General features: G+C 73.6%; 18 protein-coding genes. 7 read left to right on the top strand and 11 right to left on the bottom strand.

Features of this window, described 5'->3' with window-relative positions:
• The first annotated feature begins 119 nt into the window (after window positions 1-119).
• Window positions 120-2,387: an ATP-binding protein gene (locus ACIBH3_RS00250; RefSeq protein ID WP_396309563.1), complete on the top strand. Its 2,268-nt coding sequence runs from the start codon at window positions 120-122 to the stop codon at window positions 2,385-2,387.
• Between the two features lie 3 nt (window positions 2,388-2,390).
• Here ACIBH3_RS00250 and nucS read toward each other — a convergent pair whose 3' ends face one another.
• The gene (gene nucS, locus ACIBH3_RS00245; protein WP_396309562.1) at window positions 2,391-3,050 is read right to left on the bottom strand and encodes an endonuclease NucS; all 660 of its coding nucleotides are present in this window, start codon (window positions 3,048-3,050) and stop codon (window positions 2,391-2,393) included.
• Window positions 3,051-3,537: 487 nt separating this feature from the next.
• Here nucS and ACIBH3_RS00240 point away from each other — a divergent pair, with 487 nt between their 5' ends.
• A complete protein-coding gene (locus ACIBH3_RS00240; RefSeq protein ID WP_396309561.1) occupies window positions 3,538-3,930 on the top strand; it encodes an SCO5389 family protein in 393 nt (130 codons plus the stop codon).
• Between the two features lie 148 nt (window positions 3,931-4,078).
• Here ACIBH3_RS00240 and ACIBH3_RS00235 read toward each other — a convergent pair whose 3' ends face one another.
• On the bottom strand, window positions 4,079-5,236 hold the full coding sequence (locus ACIBH3_RS00235) for an LLM class flavin-dependent oxidoreductase (protein WP_396309932.1): 1,158 nt from the start codon (window positions 5,234-5,236) through the stop codon (window positions 4,079-4,081).
• Between the two features lie 308 nt (window positions 5,237-5,544).
• On the opposite strand from ACIBH3_RS00235, the gene ACIBH3_RS00230 reads away from it, so the two are divergent.
• Entirely contained in the window at window positions 5,545-5,871 is a 327-nt protein-coding gene (locus ACIBH3_RS00230) for an ATP/GTP-binding protein (RefSeq protein ID WP_396309560.1), read from the top strand.
• 60 nt (window positions 5,872-5,931) lie between these two features.
• On the opposite strand, the gene ACIBH3_RS00225 is transcribed toward ACIBH3_RS00230, so the two are convergent.
• Both ACIBH3_RS00225 and ACIBH3_RS00220 read right to left on the bottom strand, forming a co-directional pair.
• Window positions 5,932-6,699 carry an ABC transporter permease subunit gene (locus ACIBH3_RS00225; protein ID WP_396309559.1) on the bottom strand — a complete coding sequence of 256 codons (768 nt, stop codon included), beginning with the start codon at window positions 6,697-6,699 and terminating at the stop codon, window positions 5,932-5,934.
• A gap of 1 nt (window position 6,700) precedes the next feature.
• The gene (locus ACIBH3_RS00220) at window positions 6,701-7,693 is read right to left on the bottom strand and encodes an ABC transporter ATP-binding protein (protein ID WP_396309558.1); all 993 of its coding nucleotides are present in this window, start codon (window positions 7,691-7,693) and stop codon (window positions 6,701-6,703) included.
• Window positions 7,694-7,784: 91 nt separating this feature from the next.
• Between ACIBH3_RS00220 and ACIBH3_RS00215 the strand changes: the two genes are divergently transcribed.
• Both ACIBH3_RS00215 and ACIBH3_RS00210 read left to right on the top strand, forming a co-directional pair.
• Window positions 7,785-8,579 (top strand): alpha/beta fold hydrolase, encoded by a 795-nt coding sequence (locus tag ACIBH3_RS00215; RefSeq protein WP_396309557.1) that lies wholly within the window; start codon window positions 7,785-7,787, stop codon window positions 8,577-8,579.
• Window positions 8,576-8,890 carry a hypothetical protein gene (locus ACIBH3_RS00210; protein ID WP_396309556.1) on the top strand — a complete coding sequence of 105 codons (315 nt, stop codon included), beginning with the start codon at window positions 8,576-8,578 and terminating at the stop codon, window positions 8,888-8,890. Before ACIBH3_RS00215 ends, ACIBH3_RS00210 begins: the two co-directional genes overlap by 4 nt.
• Before the next feature lie 117 nt (window positions 8,891-9,007).
• Here the strand turns inward: ACIBH3_RS00210 and ACIBH3_RS00205 are convergent, their stop codons facing one another.
• The 3 genes from ACIBH3_RS00205 to mce all read right to left on the bottom strand — a co-directional run bounded on the left by ACIBH3_RS00205 (window position 9,008) and on the right by mce (window position 15,576).
• Complete coding sequence (locus ACIBH3_RS00205; RefSeq protein ID WP_396309555.1) at window positions 9,008-9,937, bottom strand: cellulose-binding protein; 930 nt, start codon at window positions 9,935-9,937, stop codon at window positions 9,008-9,010.
• A gap of 107 nt (window positions 9,938-10,044) precedes the next feature.
• A complete protein-coding gene (locus tag ACIBH3_RS00200) occupies window positions 10,045-14,529 on the bottom strand; it encodes a hypothetical protein (protein ID WP_396309554.1) in 4,485 nt (1,494 codons plus the stop codon).
• A 603-nt stretch (window positions 14,530-15,132) separates the two neighbouring features.
• The gene (gene mce / locus ACIBH3_RS00195; RefSeq protein ID WP_396309553.1) at window positions 15,133-15,576 is read right to left on the bottom strand and encodes a methylmalonyl-CoA epimerase; all 444 of its coding nucleotides are present in this window, start codon (window positions 15,574-15,576) and stop codon (window positions 15,133-15,135) included.
• Between the two features lie 287 nt (window positions 15,577-15,863).
• On the opposite strand from mce, the gene ACIBH3_RS00190 reads away from it, so the two are divergent.
• Both ACIBH3_RS00190 and meaB read left to right on the top strand, forming a co-directional pair.
• Entirely contained in the window at window positions 15,864-17,057 is a 1,194-nt protein-coding gene (locus tag ACIBH3_RS00190; RefSeq protein ID WP_396309552.1) for an acetyl-CoA C-acetyltransferase, read from the top strand.
• An 89-nt stretch (window positions 17,058-17,146) separates the two neighbouring features.
• A complete protein-coding gene (gene meaB / locus ACIBH3_RS00185) occupies window positions 17,147-18,112 on the top strand; it encodes a methylmalonyl Co-A mutase-associated GTPase MeaB (RefSeq protein ID WP_396309551.1) in 966 nt (321 codons plus the stop codon).
• 37 nt (window positions 18,113-18,149) lie between these two features.
• Here the strand turns inward: meaB and ACIBH3_RS00180 are convergent, their stop codons facing one another.
• The 4 genes from ACIBH3_RS00180 to ACIBH3_RS00165 form a co-directional block, all read right to left on the bottom strand.
• Entirely contained in the window at window positions 18,150-18,668 is a 519-nt protein-coding gene (locus ACIBH3_RS00180; protein WP_396309550.1) for a MarR family winged helix-turn-helix transcriptional regulator, read from the bottom strand.
• Window positions 18,669-18,757: 89 nt separating this feature from the next.
• Window positions 18,758-19,573: an AIM24 family protein gene (locus ACIBH3_RS00175; protein ID WP_396309931.1), complete on the bottom strand. Its 816-nt coding sequence runs from the start codon at window positions 19,571-19,573 to the stop codon at window positions 18,758-18,760.
• Between the two features lie 221 nt (window positions 19,574-19,794).
• The gene (locus tag ACIBH3_RS00170; RefSeq protein ID WP_396309549.1) at window positions 19,795-20,445 is read right to left on the bottom strand and encodes an AIM24 family protein; all 651 of its coding nucleotides are present in this window, start codon (window positions 20,443-20,445) and stop codon (window positions 19,795-19,797) included.
• Window positions 20,445-21,083, bottom strand: coding sequence for an AIM24 family protein (locus ACIBH3_RS00165; protein WP_396309548.1), 639 nt, complete (start codon window positions 21,081-21,083; stop codon window positions 20,445-20,447). Before ACIBH3_RS00165 ends, ACIBH3_RS00170 begins: the two co-directional genes overlap by 1 nt.
• Window position 21,084 lies beyond the last annotated feature (1 nt).

Raw genomic sequence — 21,084 nt, 5'->3', positions numbered from 1 at the left:
GTGCGAGAGTCTGCGGTCAAGAAGACGGCCGCCGGGATCGAGCCTGCCCGCGCGCGGCCGGTCGCAGTCGTCAGCGCGCCGGCGCCTAGCCGGGCGGCCGAGCATGGGCGGAGCACAACGTGGGACAGCCATCCGGTGACTTCCGGCAGGAGGGCGTACGCCCCCGGACCGGCGAGCTGGTCTCGGGCGGTCTGCTGGTGAGCGTGGGCGGCCCGGACGGGTCCGAGGCCCGGCCGTGCCCCGAGGAGTGGCGGCCCAGGCCGCGCCGCACCGCGCGCCGGGACCAGAGCCGCGGCCAGCTCGGCCCGAGCCCGGCGGTCGGTCCGCTGGCGCTGGGCTCCGGGCCCGCGGACCTGCCGCTGCTGGACCGGGAGGCGGACGTCGCCCAGCTGCTCGGCCGACTCGCCGAGGGCCGCTCGATCCGGCTGGTCGGCCAGGCCGGATCGGGCCGCAGCGCGCTGCTGAAGGCCGTCGCCGAGGCCGCCGCCGACCTCGCGCCCGACGGGGTCGTCCAGCTCTGCGGACACCGCCGCAGCGCCGCCGACCTGCTCCAGGAGCTCTTCGCCGCCACCCACCACGCGCCCGGCTTCCGGCCCGATCCCGCGCAGCTGTCCCAGTACCTCGCCACGGTCGGCGCGATCGTGGTGATCGACGAGCTCGGGCCGGCCGGGGCCGAGCTGGAGACCATGCTGGCGGCCGCGCCCGACTGCGCCTTCCTTGTCTCGGTCGCCCCCGACAGCCCCTCGCTGCCGCTGGACTCCCGGCTGGAGGATCACCTGGTGGCGGGCCTGTCCCGGTCCGCGTGTCTGGCGCTGACCGCCCGGCTCGCCGGCCGGGCGCTGGACGAGGCCGAGCGGGCCTGGGCCGTCGACCTCTGGTTCGAGTCCGAGGGCCTGCCGCTGCGCTTCGTCCAGGCCGCCGCGCTGCTGCGTCAGCGGGACGTGGCGGTCGACGCGCTGGTCGCGGCGGAGGAGGACCGGCACAGCGTCTTCGGCACGCTGGAGAAGCAGGTCGAGAACCCGGACCCCGCCGTCCGCGAGGCCAGGCTGCGCCAGAGCGTCTCGCTGCCGTCCGTGGCGGAGAGCGCGGCGCCGGCCGTCCGGCTCGCCCAGGGGCTGAGCGAGTCCGCCCAGGTGGTGCTGCGGCTCGCGGTGGCGCTCGGCGGCGAGTGCCCGACCGCCCCGCACCTGCCCGCGCTGATCGACGTCAGCCACGGTGAGAGCGCCCTGCACGAGCTGGCCGACTGCGGCCTCGCCGTCTCCATCGGCGGCCACCACCGGCTCACCGCGGGCGCGTTGGAGCTGCTCGCGCCGCACTGGCCGGCCGCCGACAGCACCGACGGCGCGGCCCAGCACTTCTCCTGGTGGGTGGGCCACAGCTCGGTCAGCACCGAGCAGATCGCGGCCGAGGCCGAGGTGGTGATCGGCGCGATGACCGCCGACCGGGAGGCCGGGCGACCACAGGCCGTCCTGCGGCTCGCCAAGGCGGCTGCCCCGGCCCTGGCCCTGGCCCTGCGCTGGGGAGCCTGGGAGCAGGCCCTGGAGCTCGGCCTGGAGGCCGCCCGGGAGACCGGCTCCGCCGTCGACGAGGCCTGGTTCCGGCACGAGTTGGGGGTGTACGCGCTCTGCGTGCGCTCGCAGGCCAGGGCGGCGGCCGAGCTGGAGTCGGCGATCACCCTGCGGCAGGCCGCGAACGAGCCGCGTGGCAGTGCGGCGGCCGGCCGGATGCTCGATCTGCTGCGGGCCGACCGCGACCTGCCCGACACCGCGAACGCCCCGTCGGCGACCCGCAGGCCGGTCATCCGGGCCATCGCCGCCCAGGTGCCGTGGCGCTTCAGGTCCACCCCGGGTACCGGCCGGACCAGCCGTACGGTGCTCGCGGCCTCGGCGGCGGTGCTCGCCCTCGGGGTGCTCGGCGCGGCGATCGGGCTGAGCGTCGCGGGGCCGGACTCGCGCGGCGGCGGTACGGTGCGGCCCGGCAGCCCGGAGGACCTCAGCGGGATGGGCGGCAATCTCCCACTGCCGACCATGAGCGGCTCGGCCACGGACAGCCCGGAGGCCTCGCCGACCGGCAGCGAGTCGGCGACGCCGGACCCGTCCGCGAGCAGTGCGAGCCCGAGCGCCTCGCGCTCGCCGAGCAAGAAGCCCTCGAAGTCGGCCAGTCCGAGCGCCTCGACGCCCTCGGAGAGCTCCTCGGTGCCCGCGCCGCCGGTGGTGCCCCCGGTTCAGCCCCCCGCGCCCAACAGCCCCCAGCCGCCCGTCCCGAGGCCCTCGACGAGCAGCAGCGCGCCCTGGACGCCGGCGCCGACGAGTAACCCTCCGACCACGACCCCCTCGCCCTCGTCGCCGGCGCCGACGACCAGCACCAGTGCGACGTCGTCGCCGTGAGGGTCAGAACAGCTTGAGCTTGTCGTCCTCGATGCCGCGCAGCTCGTCGTAGTCGAGGACGACGCAGCCGATGCCCCGGTCGGTGGCCAGTACGCGGGCCTGGGGCTTGATCTCCTGCGCGGCGAAGACGCCCTTCACCGGCGCGAGCAGCGGGTCGCGGTTGAGCAGCTCCAGGTAGCGGGTGAGCTGCTCGACACCGTCGATCTCGCCGCGCCGTTTGATCTCGACGGCGACGGTCGCGCCGTCGGAGTCGCGGCAGAGGATGTCGACCGGGCCGATGGCGGTCGGGTACTCGCGGCGGATCAGCGACCAGCCGCTGCCGAGCACCTCCATCCGGTCCGCGAGCAGTTCCTGGAGGTGGGCCTCGACGCCGTCCTTGATGAGTCCGGGGTCGACCCCGAGCTCGTGGGAGGAGTCGTGCAGCACCTCCTCCATGGTGATGATCAGCTTCTCGCCGGCCTTGTTCACGACCGTCCAGACGCCGTCGCCCGCCTTGAGCGTGCAGGGTGGCGACATCCAGTTGAGCGGCTTGTAGGCACGGTCGTCGGCGTGAATGCTGACGCTGCCGTCGGCCTTGACCAGGATGAGCCTGGTGGCGGACGGCAGATGGGCGGAGAGTCGACCGGCATAGTCGACTGAGCAACGGGCAATTACGAGACGCACGGTCGACCACGCTAGCCCACCGGGGCCAGTTGATGCGATTCCGCGATGGCTGGGTGAAGAAACCGCGAAGGCAGCGAACATGGATGTCCGGCGGTCCGGCGGTAGTCCCTCACACACTCTGGCGCCCGTATCCACGGGCAGCTACGTTGTGTGACGGCACGCTTGCGCAGCTGTCGGCAAACGGGGATGGAGTCTTTGGATGAACGATCCGATGGGATCCGGCCAATCTGGTGCACAGGCGGGCGTTTCCCACGAAATCCGGAGGATTCTCCAACCCGCTCGGCCGATGGCTGCCACGCTGTTCTGAGTGGAGTCCGCCCTCAGCCGGCGGAGCCACTTCGGCGTGCCACCGGCTTCGAAGCACCTGACGGCCGGTCACCACCCCCGGCCCGATCATCGAGAACAGCCTGAGCACGGCACGGCACCATCCGCACCAACGCACCACCACCCGGGCGCCGCGCGCGGGTGGACCGCGAGAGGAGAACCCATGTCGCTCGACGTCTCACCGGCCCTTCTGGAGAAGGCCGAGCGGGGCGAGGTCGACGAGCGGGAATTCGTCGACTGCGTCCGCGTCTCCCTGCCGTACGCCTGGGAGCTGATCAGCTCGCTGGTCGCCCAGCTGAAGGTCGACGGCACCGACTTCGCCGACAACCAGGTACCGCCACCCAGCGAGCAGGCCCGTGGCCAGCTGCTGCGTGCGCTCGCCAGCGACGCGATCCGGGGGGCCCTGCAGCGGCACTTCGGCGTGCAGCTGGCCTTCCAGAACTGCCACCGGGTCGCGGTCTTCGCCCCCTCGGACGCCAATGTGCGGCGCTACCAGCGCTTCACGTCCGTACGGGAGCAGCTGCTCAACCAGTCGGAGGAGCTGCGGGACTGCTGATCGGCCGTCGCAACGGCCGGGCGCCCACCGGGCCGCCCCACCCCTCGCCCCGGGCGTGTCAGCCGCTGCGTGGGCCCGGGGCAGGGCGGCCCGGGCCGTACCGGCCGTCACCCGCCCGGGCCGGCCGCCCTCAGACCGGCGCCGGGCCTCAGGCCAGCTGGGGGAGTACCTCCGCCCCCAGCCGGGCGATGTTGTGCAGGGTCGCCTCGCGGCACCCGCTGCCCTCGGCGAGCAGTGCGAAGCGCCGGATGCCGGTGCGCTCGGCGGTCGCCAGCAGCCGGTCCGCGCACTGCCGCGCGGTGCCCACCGCGTGCAGGTCGCAGAGGAGTTCGGTGTACTCGCGCGGGTCACGCATCTTGCGCTCCCGGCCGTCCACCGTGCGGTGCGCACCGAGCCCGTACTCGAACCAGCCGGGCATCGAGCGCAGCAGGGTCTCCCGGGCCGCCGACGTGCGGTCCTCGACCTGGGCCACCCCCGCCGCCACGTGCTCGCGCCGGATCCTGGCCAGCTGCTCCTCGCCGCGCCCGGCGGCCAGCCAGGCGGTGCGGTACAGCGCCAGCATCTGCTGCTTGTCCTCGTCCCCCGAGTGCATGCCGAGCAGCATCGGCAGCCCCTGCTCGGCCGCCAGCCGGACGCCGTTCGGCGAGGTGCAGGCGACCACCACCGGCGGGCCGGCCGGCGGGCGGTGCACGGCCGCATCGGCGGGCCGGTCCTTGCGCTGGCGGGGGAAGCGCACCGGCCCGGCCGACTCCTGCTCCAGGCCCAGCCAGCTGGACAGGCCGGGCAGCCGGGGCGGCTCGGCCTGGCGCGGCGGCTCGCCGGCGCGCGGCACCACCGCCACCTCGGGGAAGCTGAACTGCGGCCCGTCCGCGCCGACCCGGCTGCCGCGCAGCCAGCGCAGCAGCAGCTCCAGCCGCTCGGGGAAGCCCCGCTCGTAGGCCTCTACACCGGTGCCGAAGACGTCCAGGTCGATCCACGGCCCGCCGCGCCCGACGCCCAGCGTGAACCGTCCGCCGGAGGTCAGGTGCAGCAGGGCGGCCTGCTCGCCGAGCGCCACCGGGTGGCGGGTGGAGAGCACGCTCACCGCCGTGCCGAGGCCGATCCGCCTGGTCCGCCCGAGCAGCAGCGCGGCGAGCGTCGCCGCGTCGGGGCAGACTCCGTACGGGACGAAGTGGTGCTCGGCCAGCCATACGCTGTCCAGGCCGGCCCGCTCCGCCGCGACGGTGGCGCTGACGGTGCGTTCGAGGACCTCGGCGTGGGCCTGGCCCGGGAACTGCGCGGAGAGCAGGAAGGCGCCGACCCGCAGGGCGTCGGTGTCCGCCGGTTGCCCGCCGGCCCGCTCGGGCGAGGGGAGCTCGGCCTCGGGGCGGGTGGTGGTCTCGGTCATGGATGGGCCTCCTCGGGTGCACGCAGGGTCTGCGGGCCCCGCCTGTCACCTCGTGACTAACCCATGTCATGTGCCAATGGCACGCGGAATCACGAATTTCGCGGAGGATCGGGTGGATCTCGGGCGAAACGGTGGAGCACCGGAGCATGCCGTGGTAGGGCACCGCGGGGGTGGGCGTGACCCGTAATCTGGAGGGGTTCCGAGCCCCCGTGGAGAGGTAGCCCGACGTGTCCCCCCGCCGCAACCGGATCAAGAGTTCCGACGACCGCGAGGCACCCGCACCTGCACCGGCGCCGTTCGGCGGCTCGCTGCGACGGACCGAGAGCTACCGGGACGAGGAGTGGGTGGTCCAGACGGTGGCCGGCACGGCCGGGCGCTTCTACCGCTGCCCGGGCTGCGACCAGGAGATCCCGCCCGGCGTCGGGCACCTGGTCGCCTGGCCGATGCACGGCGCGGGCGTGGACGACCGGCGGCACTGGCACCGCGCCTGCTGGGGTGCGCGCGAGCGCCGCAGCTCCAACATCCAGCGCGGACGCGGCGCCCCGCGCTACTGAGCGGGGCGCCGCGCCGGTGCGGTGCTTCGGGCGCCTCGGCGCCCGGTCGGGCCGGCCCGGTCAGGCGTCCCGGTTCTTGAGCACCAGCGCGCCGCCGACCAGCGCGGCCAGCGTCCATGCCAGGCAGATGAAGAACCCGGTCCACGGCCCGTACGGCTGGCCGCTCTGCTCGTACACCCGCAGCATCCGCGAGCCCGCGTAGTCGGGGAAGTAGTGGGCCAGCGTCTTCACCTTGGGGACCGCCGAGAGGATCGGCGAGAGCAGGAAGAAGAACGGCACCAGCACGCCGAGTGCCAGCGTCTGGTTGTGCAGCATCGCCGTCACGCCAGCCGAGAAGAGGCAGAGCATCGTCAGGTAGAGCGCGGCGCCGAAGACCGCGCGCAGCACGTGCGGCTCGCTCAGGCCGGTGGAGTGCACGCCCAGCAGCGACTGGCCGAGGAAGAACGTGACGAAGGCGGTGACCAGCGAGACCGCCAGGGCCAGCGCGCCGAGCACCACGGCCTTGCCGGTGAGCAGGGTGCCGCGCTGCGGCACGGCGGCCAGGGTCACCCGGATCATCCCGGTGCTGTACTCGTTGCCGACGGCCAGCACCCCGAAGACGATGATCGCCAGCTCGCCGAGCATGATGCCGGCGAACGCGGTGCCGGTGGCGTCGAAGGGGGCGCCGTCGTTGTCGGCGAACTCCTGGAAGTTGTTGTTGGTGAGCAGCGAGAGCAGCGCGCCGAGGCCAGCGGTGACCACGAAGGTCAGCGCGAGCGTCCAGATCGTGGACCGGACGCTGCGGATCTTCGTCCACTCCGAGCGCGCGATCGCGGGGAAGGACGCCATCTCAGTTCTCCTTCTTCTTGCCCGGCTGTTTTCCCTGCCAACCGGCGCCCCACGTCCCCGCCGCCCCGGCCGCGTCCAGCCCCGCGCCGCCGCCCCCGGCGTGGTACTCCACCGAGTCCGCCGTCATCTGCATGAACGCCTCCTCCAGTGAGGCCTGCTGTGGGCTGAGCTCGTGCAGGGTGACGCCGCCGGCCGCGGCCAGCTCGCCGATCTTGGCGAGGTCGCCGTCCACCACCTCGTACGAGCCGTCGGGCCCGCGTTCGGGGCGCAGGCCCGCGTTGTCCAGGACGTCCAGCAACTGCTGGGGCTGCGGGGTGCGCACCCGTACGGCGGTGCGGGAGTTGCGCCGGATGAACTCGGGCATCGAGAGGTCGGCCAGCAGCCGGCCGCGCCCGATCACCACCAGGTGGTCGGCGGTGAGTGCCATCTCGCTCATCAGGTGGGAAGAGACGAAGACGGTCCGGCCCTCGCCGGCGAGACGCTTCATCAGGTTGCGGATCCAGAGGATGCCCTCCGGGTCGAGTCCGTTGACCGGCTCGTCGAACATCACGATCTCGGGGTCGCCGAGCAGGGCGCTGGCGATGCCCAGGCGCTGGCCCATGCCGAGCGAGAAGCCCCGGGAGCGCTTGCGGGCCACCGAGGTCAGGCCGACCAGGGCGAGGACCTCGTTGACCCGGGTGGCCGGGATCCGGTTGCTCTGGGCGAGCCAGAGCAGGTGGTCGTAGGCGGTGCGGCCGGGGTGGACGGCCTTGGCCTCCAGCAGGGCGCCGATGTACTTCAGCGGCTCGCTGAGCTGGCCGTAGCGTTTGCCGTCGAGGGTGACCCGGCCGCTGGTGGGCCGGTCGAGATCGAGGATCATCCGCATGGTGGTGGACTTGCCCGCGCCGTTCGGGCCGAGGAAGCCGGTGACCACGCCCCTGGGCACCTGGAAGCTCAGCCCATCGACGGCGAGGGTGTCGCCGTAACGTTTCGTCAGCTCGTGCAGCTCGATCATCAGCGCTCCCTTGTTCCATGTCAGGCTATGACAAGCCGGACATTACGGAACGATGGGTGCGGCCGTCCGGCGTGCCGCCTACGGTGGGCGCATGACCGACCTTCCCACGGAGCTGTCCGTCCGCGAGAGCGGCACCGGCACCCCGCTCGTGCTGCTGCACGCCTTCCCGCTCGCCGCCTCGATGTGGAGCGCCCAGCTGGACGCCCTGCCCGGCCTGACCGGTGACGAGGCCCGGGTGCTCGCCCCCGACCAGCGGGGCTTCGGCGGTACCGAACTGGGCACCGACGACCCCTCGCTGGACCTCGTCGCGGACGACCTCGCCCTGCTGCTGGACGCCGCCGGGATCGAGCGTGCCGTGATCGGCGGGCTCTCGATGGGCGGCTACGTCGCCCTGGCCTTCGCCCGCCGCCACCCCGGCCGGCTGGCCGGCCTGCTGCTGGCCGACACCAAGGCCACCGCCGACACCGACGCGGCCCGCGCCAACCGCGAGCGGATCGCCGCCGCGGTGCTCGCCCGCGACAGCGTGCGGCTGCTCGCCGAGGAGCGGATGGAGGACGCGTTGCTCGGCCCCGGCTCCGGGCCGCTGGCCGAGCGCGTACGCGCGATGATCGCCCAGGCGCCGCCGCAGGCCGTGGCCTGGGCCCAGCGCGCGATGGCCGCCCGGCCCGACAGCTCGGACGTGCTGCCGGGCGTGGCCGTGCCCGCCGCCGTGATCGTCGGCGAGCAGGACGGCATCACGCCGCCCGCCGAGGCACGGCTGATGGCCGACGCGCTGCCCGCCGCCGAGCTGACCGTCATCCCCGGCTCGGGTCATCTCAGTGCGCTGGAGGCCCCCGAGGCCTTCAACGCGGCCGTCCGCCGGCTGCTCGCCAGGGTGGCCGGATGACGGCGGAGCCGGGTGGCGGCTGGGACTTCTCGGCACTGGAGGTCTCCGGCCGGATGCCCGTCACCAACCGCGGCGAGGAGCTGATGGAACTCACCCTCGAACCGCTCGGCGAGGACTACTGGCTCAAGCCGGGGGAGACCTTCGTCGTCACCTCGTACGGGGACTACGGTTCCGGCCACCCCTTCGAGATGCAGTACTGGCCGGACTCCGTCTCGGTCTGGTGCACCTCCTGGTTCGGCACCGTCTCGGACGACGACGGGAACCAGCTGAGCTGCGGCCACCAGCGCCCCGACGGGGCCTACCCGCGGTGAGCCGCCGGAGTGGGAGGCAGGCCCGGTCGACCTCCCGCCCGGGCGCCCGCCGCGGTGTGCGCGCACAGCACGGCGGGCCCTCACCCCGAGGGGTGAGGGCCCGCCGATGCGCGATCGTCAGCGCGACTGCTGGGCGGGGACGCCCAGGGTGTCGTCGGTCGGCAGCGAGGCGGCGGCCACGGCCGCGCCCGTCAGCGTGGCGAGCATCTCGCGCACGTTGGTCAGCTGGGCGTTGATGCTGTCGCGGCGGTTGGTGAGCGCCGCCAGCTCGCGCTCGGACTCGCTGCGGATCCGGTCGGCCTTGGCGTTGGCGTCCGCCACGATGTCCTCGGACTGGCGCTGGGCCGTCTCGACGGTCTGGCGGGCACGGCGCTCGGCGTCGGTGCGCAGCTTCTCGGCCTCCAGGCGCAGCTGCTCCGCCCGGTGCTCGATCTCGGCCAGGCGCTTCTCGGCCTTGGCCTGACGGGCCGCCAAGTCCCGCTCGGACTGCTCACGGCGCTTGGCCAGGTTGGTCTCGAACTCCAGCGCGGCCTGGGCGGCCTTGGTGCGGGTCTCCTCGAAGAGGGCGTCCGCCTCCTCGCGCTTGTTCTGGGCGTCCTTGTTGGCCTCGGCGCGCAGCTGGGCGCTGTCGCTCTTGGCCTTGTCGACGATCCGCAGGCCCTCGTCCTCGGCCTTGGCCTTGCGGTCCTTGGCGTAGTTCTCCGCCTCGGAGCGCACCTGCTGGGCGGCCGCCTCGGCCAGCTCGCGGTGCTGCTCGGCCGCGCGGTGCGCCTCGTCGCGCAGGTCCTTGGCCTCCTCCTCGGCGAGCCGCAGGATCTTCTCCACCCGGGCGCCGAGACCGGCGTACGAGGGCTCGGACTCGGTGACCGCGGCCTGGGCGCTCTGCGTCTCCAGGTGGAGCTCCTCGATGCGCTTCTCCAGCGCACCGATCCGGGTCAGGGCACTGTCACGGTCGGCCACCAGCTTGGTGATCCGCTCGTCGACCTGGGCACGCTCGTACCCACGGCGCACCAGGTCGAAGCCGTGTGGGGAGTGACTGTCGCTCATGGGGTTCTGGGCTTCCTGTCGTCTGACCGCTGAGGTGGTTGAGGGAATCCTGACACGTTATCGGAGTGTCGTCGGCGAAATGCCGATGTCTCACGGACAATGTCCGCTCAATCGGGTGGTGCGCCACCGGAGCGATTGCCACCCGACCGGGGACCGCCGACGCCGGCACCGGCCTTGGACGCCCCGTCCTTCTTGCTGCCACTTCCCCCGTTGCTCTGAGCCACCGGTGACGGTGCCTCGAAGGCCTCCAGCGCGGAGAGTACGTCCTGCACCCTGGAGATCTCGGTGTTGATGTCCTTGCGGCGCCGGACCAGCTCGTCCAGCTCGCGCCGGCCCTCGTCGGTGATCCGCTCGGCCTCGGTCCTGGCCTCGGTGCGAAGGCGCTCGGCCTCCTCCTTGGCGAGTGCGAGCTGCTCCTCGGCGCTCTCCTCCGCGGTGCGCAGGCGCTTCTCGGCCTCGGCCGAGGCCTGCTCGATCCGCTCCTCGGCCTCGTCCTGGGACTCCTTCAGCCTGGCCTCGGCCTTGACGATCAGCTTCTCGGCCCGGTCGGTGGAGTCCGCGAGCTTCGACTCGGCCTCCTTCAGCAGGCCCTCGGCCTTGCGGACGGCCGAGATCCGGACCTTGCTGGCCTCCGCGGAGGCTTCCGAGGTCAGCTCGGACGCACGCTCCTCGGCCGCCTCGATCAGGGCCGCCGCGCGCTCCTCGGCCTCGGTGACGGTGGCCACCGCCTGCTCCTCGGCCTCGGTGAGCTGCTCCTGCGCCGCCGTGACCAGCGCGTCCACCCGCTCGCCGGCCGACTTCATGGCCTGCGCGTTCTCCTTGCGGGCCCGCTCGTGCAGCGCCTCGACCTCGGCGTCGGTGCGCTCGCGCAGCTCCTCGGCGCGCTCGCGGATCGCGGTGGCGTCCCGGCGGGCCTCGGAGAGCAGCGCGTCCGCGTCGGCGCGGGCCCGCTCCACCTCGGCCTGCCCGGCGCTCTCGCCGGCCGCGACCAGCCGGTCGGCCTCCTTGCGAGCCGCCGCGACCATCGCGTCGGCCTGCTCCTCGGCGGCGGCGGTGGTGGCCAGCGCGGTCGTCTGGGCGTCCTCACCGAGCGCCTCGGCGTCGGCGAAGGCCTTCTCCAGGACGGACTTCGCCTGCTCACGGGTGGCCCGGTCGAACTGCTCGGCCTGCTCGCGGGTATCCCGGTCGAAGGCGTCGGCGCGGGCGTGGATGTCCGCGTCGTACTCCTCCGCCAGGGTGCGGGTGGCCAGCGCGTACTCCTCGGCCTCCGCCCGCAGTCCGGCGGCGAAGTCCTCGGCGTCGCGGACGGTGCGCTGCGCCTGCGCCTGGGCCTCGGCCCGGTGCTGCTCGGCGGCCTCCTGGGCGGCCTGAAGCTCGGCCTCGGCGTCGGCGCGCAGCCGCTCGTCGTAGGCCTGGGCCTCGGCTCGCAGCCTGCCCAGCTCGGCCTCCACGGCCCGACGTTCGGCCGTGAGCTCCAGCTCGGTCTGCTCGCGCAGGGCGGCGACCTCGGCGGTGGCCCAGGCGCGCAGTTCGGCGGTGTCCCGGTCGGCGCTCGCGCGCAGTTCGGTGGTCTCCCGCTCGGCCAGCTCCCGCTGCTCGGTGGTCTCCCGCTCGGCGGCCTCGCGCAGCTCGGCGACGGCGCGGTCGGTCTCGGCGCGCAGTTCGGCGGTGTCCCGGTCGGCGCTCTCGCGCAGCTCGGCGGCCTCCAGTGCGGCCAGCTCCCTGGCCTCGGCGGCCTCGCGCTCGGCGGTGGCCCGCAGCTCGGCGACCTGCTGGGACGCGGACTCGTGCATCCCGGCCACCGACTGGCGGACCTCGGAGGCCTCGTCCTCGGCGGCGGTGACCAGCTCGGCGGCCCGGTGTCCGGCGGCGGCCGTCAGCTCCTCGGCCTCGGTGCGGGCCTGCTCCAGCTGCCCGTCCGCCTCGGCCCGGACGGCGTCGGCGGCTTCCCGCGCGCCGGCGGTCAGGGCGTCGGCCTGCTCCTTGGCGGCGAGCAGCGCGGCCTCGGCCTCGGCCCGGAGCGCCTCGGCGGCGGTGGCTGCCTCGGCGGCGAGCGCGTCGGCCTGCTCCTTGGCGGCGGCGAGGTCCTGGGCGGCCTCCTCGCGCAGTGCGCGGGCGGCGGCGTCGGCCTCGGCCAGCTGCTCGGCGGCGCCGGCCCGGGCGCTCTCCTCGGCCTGCAGCGCCTCGGTGTGCAGGCGGTCGGTCTCGGCGGCGGCGCGCTCGGTCAGCTCGGTCGCCTGGGCCTGTGCCTCGGCGATCAGCTGCCCGGCCTCGGTCTCGGCGGCCGCCCGTACGGCGGCGCTCTCCGTGGCCGTACGTTCGGCCAGCTCCACGGCGGCGGTCTCGGCCTGCTCGCGGGCGGCCTGGGCGGCGGCCAGCTGCTCGGCCGTCTCCTCGCGCTCGCGGAGCAGACCGGCGGACGCCTCCTCGCGCTCGCGGCGGCTCTCCTCGCGCAGTGCGTCGGCTGCGGCGTCGGCCTCGGCGCGCAGCCTGGCCAGCTCGGCCTCGGTGGCGGCGCGCAGCTGCTCGGCCTCGGCGGCCGCGGCCTCCCGTACCTCCTGCGCGGCGATGCTCGCCTCGCCACGGACCAGCTGGTCGAACTCGGTTGCCTCGCGGCGCAGTTCGGCGGTCTCCCGCTCGGCGGCGGCGCGGTTCTCGGCGGCGGCGGCCTTGGCGGCGGTCAGGGCGTCCTGGCCCTGCTGCTCGGCGGTGGCGGTGAGCTTCTCGGCCTCGGCCCGGGCCCTGGTGAGGGTCTGCTCGGCCCGGCCCTGGGTCTCGGCGGCCTGCTCCTTGGCCTGCTCGCGCTGTCGCCGCACCTCGTCGGCCGCGCCCGCGCGCAGCTCGTCCGCGTCGGCCTTGGCACGGGTGAGCAGTTCCTCGGCGCTCTTGGCCGATTCCTCGATCTGGACGACGGCCTGGCGGCGGGCTTCGCCGCGTACCCGCTCGGCCTCGGCGGCGGCCTGGGCGCGCAGCTCCTCGGCCTCGGCGCGCAGCCTGGCGGCCTCGTCCTGCATCTGCTGCATCCGCTCGCGGATGCCCGCCGCGTCGTCCAGCGCGGCGTTCTGGGCCTGCTCGACGGCGGCCTGGGCCTGCTCACGCAGCCGCTCGGCCTCCGCGGCGGCCTCGCCGCGGATGCGCTCGGCCTCGGCGGCGGCCTCGCCGCGCGCGGTCTCGGCGTCCTTGTTGGCGCGGGAGAGCATCTCCTCGGCCGACTTGGCGGCCTTGGCCAGGTGCACGGTGGCGTCCTTGGCGCCCTCCGCCAGGCCCGCCTCGCGGGCCTCGTTGCGCAGCTGCTCGGCGGCGGCCTCGGCCTGGGCACGCAGGTCTGCGGTGTCGCGCTCGGCGGCGGCGCGCAGCTCCGCGATGGCGGCCTCGGCCTCCTCGCGCAACTGGGTGGCGACGCTCTCGGCGGCGCCGCGCAGGCGCTCGCTCTCCTCGGCGGCGGCGGCCTTGGCGGCGTCCGCCTCGGCCTTCGCGTTGGCGGCCTCCGCCTTGATCCGGTCGGCCTCCTTGGTGGCGGTGGCGACCATCCGGGCGATCTCGGCCTTGGCGGTCTGCGAGCGCTGCTCGCTGGCGGCCTCGCCGTCGGCGACCCGGCGCTCGGCGAAGGCCTCGGCGTCGGCCTGGAGCTGCTCGGCGGCCCGCTCGGCCTGGGCGCGCAGCTCGGCGGCCTCCTGGCGGGCTCGCTCGGCCTCGGCGAGGGCCTCGGCGCGCAGCCGCTCTATCTCGGCCTGGGCCAGGTTGAGGGCCTCGGTGGCCCGCTGCTGATCCTCGGCGGCCTGCTGCTTGAGCCGGTCGATCTCGGCGCGGGCCACGGCGAGCTGCTGCTCGGCGGCGGCCTGGGCGCCGGCCAGCTGCTGCTGTGCCTCGTTGGCCGCGCTGCCGCGCAGCTCCTCGGCCTGGCCGACGGCCTGCTGGGCCTGCTCGGAGGCGGCCCGCAGCAGGCGCTCGGCGTCGTTCTGGGCGCGCTGGAGGGCGGCCTCGGCGGCGGCCTGGGCCTCGCCGCGGACGGCGTCGACGTCGGCCGCGCTCTGGGCGCGGGCCTGGTCGGAGATGGCGGCGGCCTCGGCGCGGGCGGCGGCGATCAGCCGGTCGGCCTCGGCGCGGGATTCCTGGAGCAGGCGCTGGGCCTCCTGCTCGGTGCCGGCGCGGGTCTGCTCGGCCCAGGAGACGTTCTCGTTGACGTGCCGTTCGGCGCTGCGGCGCAGTTCGCCGAGCTCGTCGTCGAGCTGGCGGCGGCGGGCGGCCAGCTCGGCCTCCAGCCGGGCGGTGCGCTCGGCGGCCTCGGCCATCAGCCGCTGGGTGGCCGCCTGGGACTCCCTCAGCTGGCGCTCGGCGTCCGCGCGCAGCTGCTGGGCCTGCATCTCCGCGTTGCGCAGGAGCTGCTCGGCCTGTCCGGAGACGGAGTCGAACGCGCGCGGCTGAGCGAGCTGCCGACGGGCCTCGTGCAGCTTGGCCCGAAGCACCTCCACCTGGTAGGCGAGGTCCTCGGCATGCTCGACGGTCTTGTCCCGCTCCTTGCGAGTCCGATCCATCTCGGCCTCGAACTGGGAGAGGTGATCCTCAACCTCGTAGCGGTCGTAGCCCCGCACTCCGCGGTCCCATCCATCTCCTGGTCGCGTCCTCGACCCGGCCGCACCCGTGCCCCCCACCTGCCCGGGAGCCGGTCCGACTGGTCCTTGCATCCGCGGCCGGTGGACGCCCCCTGACGTGCGGGGGTCGTCCGCCACGGTCGGAATCCTGGTCGGTGGTGCGCGGTGCTTCCGCGCTCCCCCGTCCGGGTGGACTCCTGGGCGAACTCTTGCCTTGTGGAGAATGGTGACAGATCAGAACTGCGACTGTTCAGCCGTGCCCGCGTAGTGGACTCCCCTGCGACGGGACAGACCTGCATCGGTCGGTCTGACTCGCCTTCGGCTGTGCCCGCCGGACCCCGGTCCTCCCCGAGACCTTCGCGCACCTCGGCATTGTAGTGGGCGCGCGGCACAGCGGAACGGGCGCGTGGGTGTTTTCGCGCCTCCCGGCAAGGTTACCGACGGGTCACCCGCGATCCGGGCCTTCGGTCGGGTATACGGGGGCCGGCCCGGTACGCGGCTGAGCCGGACGGAGCGGTCGCGCCGGGCGGACGCGGTTCCCGGGCGTGCGGGCCGGTGCCGCCGCCCGTCGGCGGCGGCACCCGGCCTGGGCCACGCGCGGGATCAGTGCTCGGCGCCCTCGGCGGGCGCCGCGGAGGTGACCAGCTCGGTGAGCACCCCGCCACAGTCCTTGGGGTGCAGGAAGGTGATCCGCGAGCCCATCGAGCCGCGGCGCGGCTCCTCGTACAGGACCCGGACGCCCTTGCCCTTGATCGCGGCGGCGTCCGCGTCCACGTCACCCGTGCCGAAGGCGATGTGGTGCACGCCCTCGCCGTTCTTGGCGAGCCACTTGGCGACGGTGGAGTCCTCGCGGGTCGGCTCCAGCAGCTGGAGGTAGGACGCGCCGCCGTCGCCGGTGTCGTTGATCTTCAGCATCGCCTCGCGCACCCCCTGCTCCTCGTTGACCTCGCTGTGGAACACCTCGAAGCCGTAGGTGGCCCGGTAGAACTCGACGGTCTTGTCGAGATCGAAGCAGGCGATGCCGATGTGGTCGATACGGGTCAGCACTGCGGCCTCCAGAGGGAAGGTGTCGCATCGCCGCGCCCTGGGCAGGACGACGACGGGCGACGGACGGGTGGGTGCGGGCGGTCCCCAGTGCAGCGCATCCGGCTCCGGCCACGCCATAGCGCCGCGTGCGAGCCTGCTCACAATTCACCCGGCCCGGCCTGACACGGTGTTGACTGGACAGTGCCAGTGCGCCTGATCACACCGCGGCTCCGGTGACGGACGGGTTACGGGTCAGTACATTGAGCGGCATCCTCCACCTGGCCACGACGTGCGAAGGGGCCCGTCCCATGACCAACACCACCTCTGTGATCGTTGCAGGCGCACGCACCCCGATGGGCCGGCTGCTCGGCTCCCTGAAGGGCTTCTCCGGTGCCGAGCTCGGCGGCTTCGCGATCAAGGCGGCCGTGGAACGGGCCGGCATCACGGGCGAGCAGGTCCAGTACGTGATCATGGGCCAGGTGCTCCAGGCCGGCGCCGGCCAGATCCCCGCGCGCCAGGCCGCCGTCAAGGCCGGCATCCCGATGAACGTCCCGGCGCTGACCATCAACAAGGTCTGCCTCTCCGGACTGGACGCCATCGCGCTCGCCGACCAGCTGATCCGCGCCGGCGAGTTCGACATCGTCGTGGCCGGCGGCCAGGAGTCGATGACCAACGCCCCGCACCTGCTGCCGAAGTCCCGCGAGGGCTTCAAGTACGGCGCGATCGAGATGCTCGACGCGATGGCCTACGACGGCCTGACCGACGCGTACGAGAACATCCCGATGGGCGAGTCCACCGAGAAGCACAACACCCGGCTGGGCATCGCCCGCGACGTGCAGGACGCCATCGCCGCGGCCTCGCACCAGCGCGCCGCCAAGGCGCAGCAGAACGGCGTCTTCGAGGCGGAGATCGTCCCGGTCGAGATCCCGCAGCGCAAGGGCGAGCCGGTCCTCTTCAGCCAGGACGAGGGCATCCGCGCCGAGACCACCGTCGAGACCCTCGGCAAGCTGCGCCCGGCCTTCGCCAAGGACGGCACCATCACCGCCGGCACCTCCTCGCAGATCTCCGACGGCGCCGCCGCGGTGGTCGTGATGAGCAAGGCCAAGGCCGAGGAGCTGGGCCTGAGCTGGATCGCCGAGATCGGCGCGCACGGCAACGTGGCCGGCCCGGACAACTCGCTGCAGTCGCAGCCGTCGAACGCGATCGAGCACGCGCTCGCCAAGGAGGGCATCGGTGTCGAGGACCTCGACCTGATCGAGATCAACGAGGCCTTCGCGGCCGTCGCCCACCAGTCGATGAAGGACCTGGGCGTCACCGACGAGAAGGTCAACGTCAACGGCGGCGCCATCGCGCTCGGCCACCCGATCGGCATGTCCGGCGCCCGCGTGGTGCTGCACCTGGCGCTGGAGCTCCAGCGCCGTGGCGGCGGTGTCGGCGCGGCCGCGCTGTGCGGCGGCGGCGGCCAGGGCGACGCCCTGATCGTCCGGGTTCCCAAGGCCTGATCATCTGACGTACCTTCGGGGCCGCGAACCGCTGCCGGCGGATCGCGGCCCCACCCGCCGTACGGCGGTGCGAACCGAGGAGCACGCTCATGATCGACGTCCCGACGCTGGTCGAGCAGGCCCGCGCGGGCCGGCCGCGTGCGGTGGCCCGGCTGATCTCGCTGGTGGAGAACGCCGCCCCGCAGCTGCGCGAGGCGATGGCCGCGCTCGCCCCGTACACCGGGCAGGCCTACACGGTCGGGCTGACCGGCTCGCCCGGGGTGGGCAAGTCCACCTCCACCTCGGCCCTGGTCTCGGCCTACCGCCGGCTCGGCAAGCGGGTCGGGGTGCTGGCCGTCGACCCGTCCTCGCCGTTCTCCGGCGGCGCGCTGCTGGGGGACCGGGTGCGGATGCAGGAGCACGCCACCGACCCCGAGGTGTTCATCCGCTCGATGGCCACCCGCGGGCACCTGGGCGGGCTGTCCTGGACGGCTCCGCAGGCCCTGCGGGTGCTGGACGCGGCCGGCTGCGAGGTGATCCTGGTCGAGACCGTCGGCGTCGGGCAGTCCGAGGTGGAGGTCGCCGCCCAGGCCGACACCACCGTCGTGCTGCTCGCGCCCGGGATGGGCGACGGGATCCAGGCCGCCAAGGCCGGGATCCTGGAGATCGGCGACGTCTTCGTGGTCAACAAGGCCGACCGGGACGGCGCGGACGCCACCGCCCGGGAGCTCAACCACATGCTGGGCCTCGGCGAGGCCCGCGAGGCGGGGGCGTGGCGCCCGCCGATCATCAAGACCGTCGCCGCGCGCGGCGAAGGCGTGGACGAGGTCGTCGAGGCGCTGGAGAAGCACCGGGCCTGGCTGGAGGAGCACGGCGAGCTGGCCGTGCGCCGCCGGCGACGGGCCGCGGACGAGATCGAGGCGATCGCGCTGTCCGCGCTGCGGGCCCGGATCGGGGACCTGCGCGGGGACCGGCACCTGCACGCCCTCGCCGAGAGCGTGGTGGCCGGCCGGATCGACCCGTACGGCGCGGCCGACGAGCTGGTCGCCGGGCTGACGGAGTCGGGCGAGAACTGAGCGCCCGTGGGCCCGGCCCGGGCCCACGGGCGGTGGCTCAGGCCCGGCCGCGTACGCCGCGCAGGTGCTCGGCGATCGGGGCGAGCGCCTGGTACATGGCGTCGATCTGCTCCGGGGTGAACCGGTCGATGAAGTGGTGGCGGACGCTGCGCACGTGGTCGGGGGCGACCTGCTGCATGGTCTGCCAGCCGTGCTCGGTCAGGTGCGCGTAGAGGCCGCGGCGATCGCCCGGGCACTCCTGGCGCAGCACCAGCCCGGCCGTCTCCATCCGGGTGATCTGGTGCGAGAGCCGGCTCTTGGACTGGAGCGTCGCGGTGGCGAGGTCGGTCATCCGCATCCGTCGCTCGGGCGACTCGGAGAGCACGACCAGGATCTCGTAGTCGTTGATAGCGAGGTTGTGCGGTTGGAGCTCCCGGCCGAGCTGGTACTCCAGCAGCCGGCTGACCTCCAGGTGGGCGCGCCAGAGCCGTTGCTCCCGGGCGCTGAGCCAGGGCGTCTCCTCCTCCGCGGGCCGGGAGGAGGAGACGTCGGCGGCGACGGTGGCTTGCGTGTCCATGGTCACAGCATAGCCCAATTAGTTAAACTTTGTACAAATCTCCGGTCCCGCCCGGAGATCGGGGCGTGGGCCGCAGGCCCATGCGGAGCTCAGAGGCCGAACCGGCGCCCGAGGTCCCCCAGGTTGCCGAGCCCGGGCACGTTGATGTTCGGCAGCTGCTGGCCGCCGTGCGCGGTCGCCGCCTGGGAGGGCACGCCGCCCATCGGCACGCCCGCTTCCGCGTGCACCTGGCCGACCGAGCGCTCGGCCATCAGCACCTCGGTCGACTGCAGCAGCACCTGTCCGGTGCCGATGAACTCGAACTGGTGCTCCTCGCCGGAGGCCCCGCCGACGCCGGTGAGCCGGCGCAGGCCGCCGATCACGCCGTGCATGTAGTCGTGATCGTAGTGGTGGCACGGCGCCGGGCAGTCGGCCCAGCCGACCAGGGCCTGCGGGTCCACCCGGATCGGCGGCTCCACGAAGTGCACCGGGCCGTTGGAGGCGGCCACGAACTTGCCGGTGCCGATCAGCGTCAGGAAGCCGGGGATGATCGACTGCTTGAGCGCCAGCGTCGGCTCGAAGGCCAGCAGGTTGCCCGAGCGGACCGTCAGGTTCCCGTCCTCCAGGTCGTAGGAGTTCAGGTCGAACGCGCGGTCCGCCAGCAGCATCTTGCCGTGGCCCTGGGCGACCACCCAGTCCGAGGCGTGCAGCGGCGAGTTGAAGTTTCGCCCGAGCATCCGGTCCACCGCGCCCGCGCCGACGCCCTTGAAGGAGATGTCGCCGTAGTAGGCGATCATCTTGCCCTTCTGCAGGAAGTACGACCCGTTCAGGTCCACCGAGAAGGCGTACGGGTTGACGTTGTCGTTGACCGGCAGGGTGTGCGCGTCGTGCACCACCGGGCCCGAGCCGTCCTGCGCCTTCGGCAGCGGCGCCTGCGCGCCGCCGAACTGCTCCTGGGCGTACTGCTGCTGGGGCTGGGCCGGGTACCCCTGCGGCGGGGGCGGCGGGTACCCCTGCGGGGCGCCGTAGCCGGGCGGCGGGGCCGGGAAGCCGGGCTGGGTCGGCTGGTTGTACGGCTGCTGGCCGTACGGGGACTGGCCGTACGGGTCGGGCTGCCCGTACGGGGGCTGCTGCGGCGGGTAGGACATCAGAGCTTCTCCTCGCTCGCCTGCACGTACACCATGCCGTGCCCCGACAGCTCCAGCTGGAACGCCTCGCCCGAGCCGCGTCCGATCATGTCGCGCCAACCCAGCGCGCTGGACAGCTTGTTGCGGATGTCGCCGCGGTGCGCGACATACGCCTGCGGGTCCACGTGGACCGGCTGGTTCGGGGTGATCGGCAGCTCGACGACGCCGCCGTGCGCCATCACCGCCGCCGAGCCGTGGCCGGACAGCTGGGTGGTGAACAGGCCCTGGCCGGTGACCTGGCCGCGGACCATGCCCATCACGCCGCCCTGCGAGCCCATGAACATGGTCGACTGCTGGAGCGAGCCGTCGAAGGCCAGCAGCCGGTCCGCCTCGACGTACAGGGTGTCGCCGGTCAGGTCGATCACCTGGATGTTGTGGCCGCCGTGGCCGAACATCACGGTGCCGTGGCCCTCGACCGTCATCAGCGGGGTGTCCTCGTTGGCCACCCGCCGCCCGATCATCGACATCAGGCCGCCCTGGCCGCCGGTGATGTTCGGGGTGAAGCTGACCTCGCCCCGGTAGGCGAGCATCGCCCCGCGCTGGCTGAACAGCCGCTGGCCGGGGAGGACCTGCGCCTCGATCATCTTGTTGTTGATCTTCGTGAACGGCATCAGACGTCGCCCCCGACGGTCAGCTTCTCGGAGGGCTGGACGTAGACCAGGCCCTCGCCGGAGAACTCCACCTGGACCGCCTCGCCGCCGCCCTCGCCCATGAGGGTCGTCCAGCCCGCGCCCGACTTCAGGCTGCGGTTGAGGCTGCCGGTGTGCGCGACGTACGCACCCGGGTCCACCCGCAGCGGAGTGCCCTGCGAGACCCGAAGGATGATCGCCGGGCCCTTGGAGGTGAGCGCGGCCCAGCCGTGCCCCTCGACCTTGGTGGTGAACAGGCCGTTGCCGGACGAGATTCCGTTGAGACCGGTGAAGCTGGTGCCGGTGCGCAGCGTCGCCTCGGTGCAGAGCAGGTTGTCGGACTCGACGTAGAGCGTCTCGCCGTTCAACCGCACCAGATTGATCTCGGTGGCCTTGTCGGCGAAGTAGCAGGTGCCCTGCCCCTTCACCTCCATCACCACCATCTGCTCGCCGGTCAGCCGGCGGGTGACCATGCCACGTAGGCCGTCACCGCCGCCGCTGAGCTTCTTGAAGGACATCTGGCCGTTGTACGCGACCATTGAGCCATTTCTGGCCTTGACGGCGTCGCCTGTCATGTCGACGGCGAGCACCTTGGACCCCTGGAGTCGAAACTGTGCCACC

The sequence above is a fragment of the Kitasatospora sp. NPDC050543 genome (assembly GCF_044457565.1).
Classification (GTDB): Bacteria; Actinomycetota; Actinomycetes; order Streptomycetales; family Streptomycetaceae; genus Kitasatospora.
Note: the sequence above shows the minus strand (reverse complement) of the source record. Positions and strands in the feature narration are given on the sequence as shown.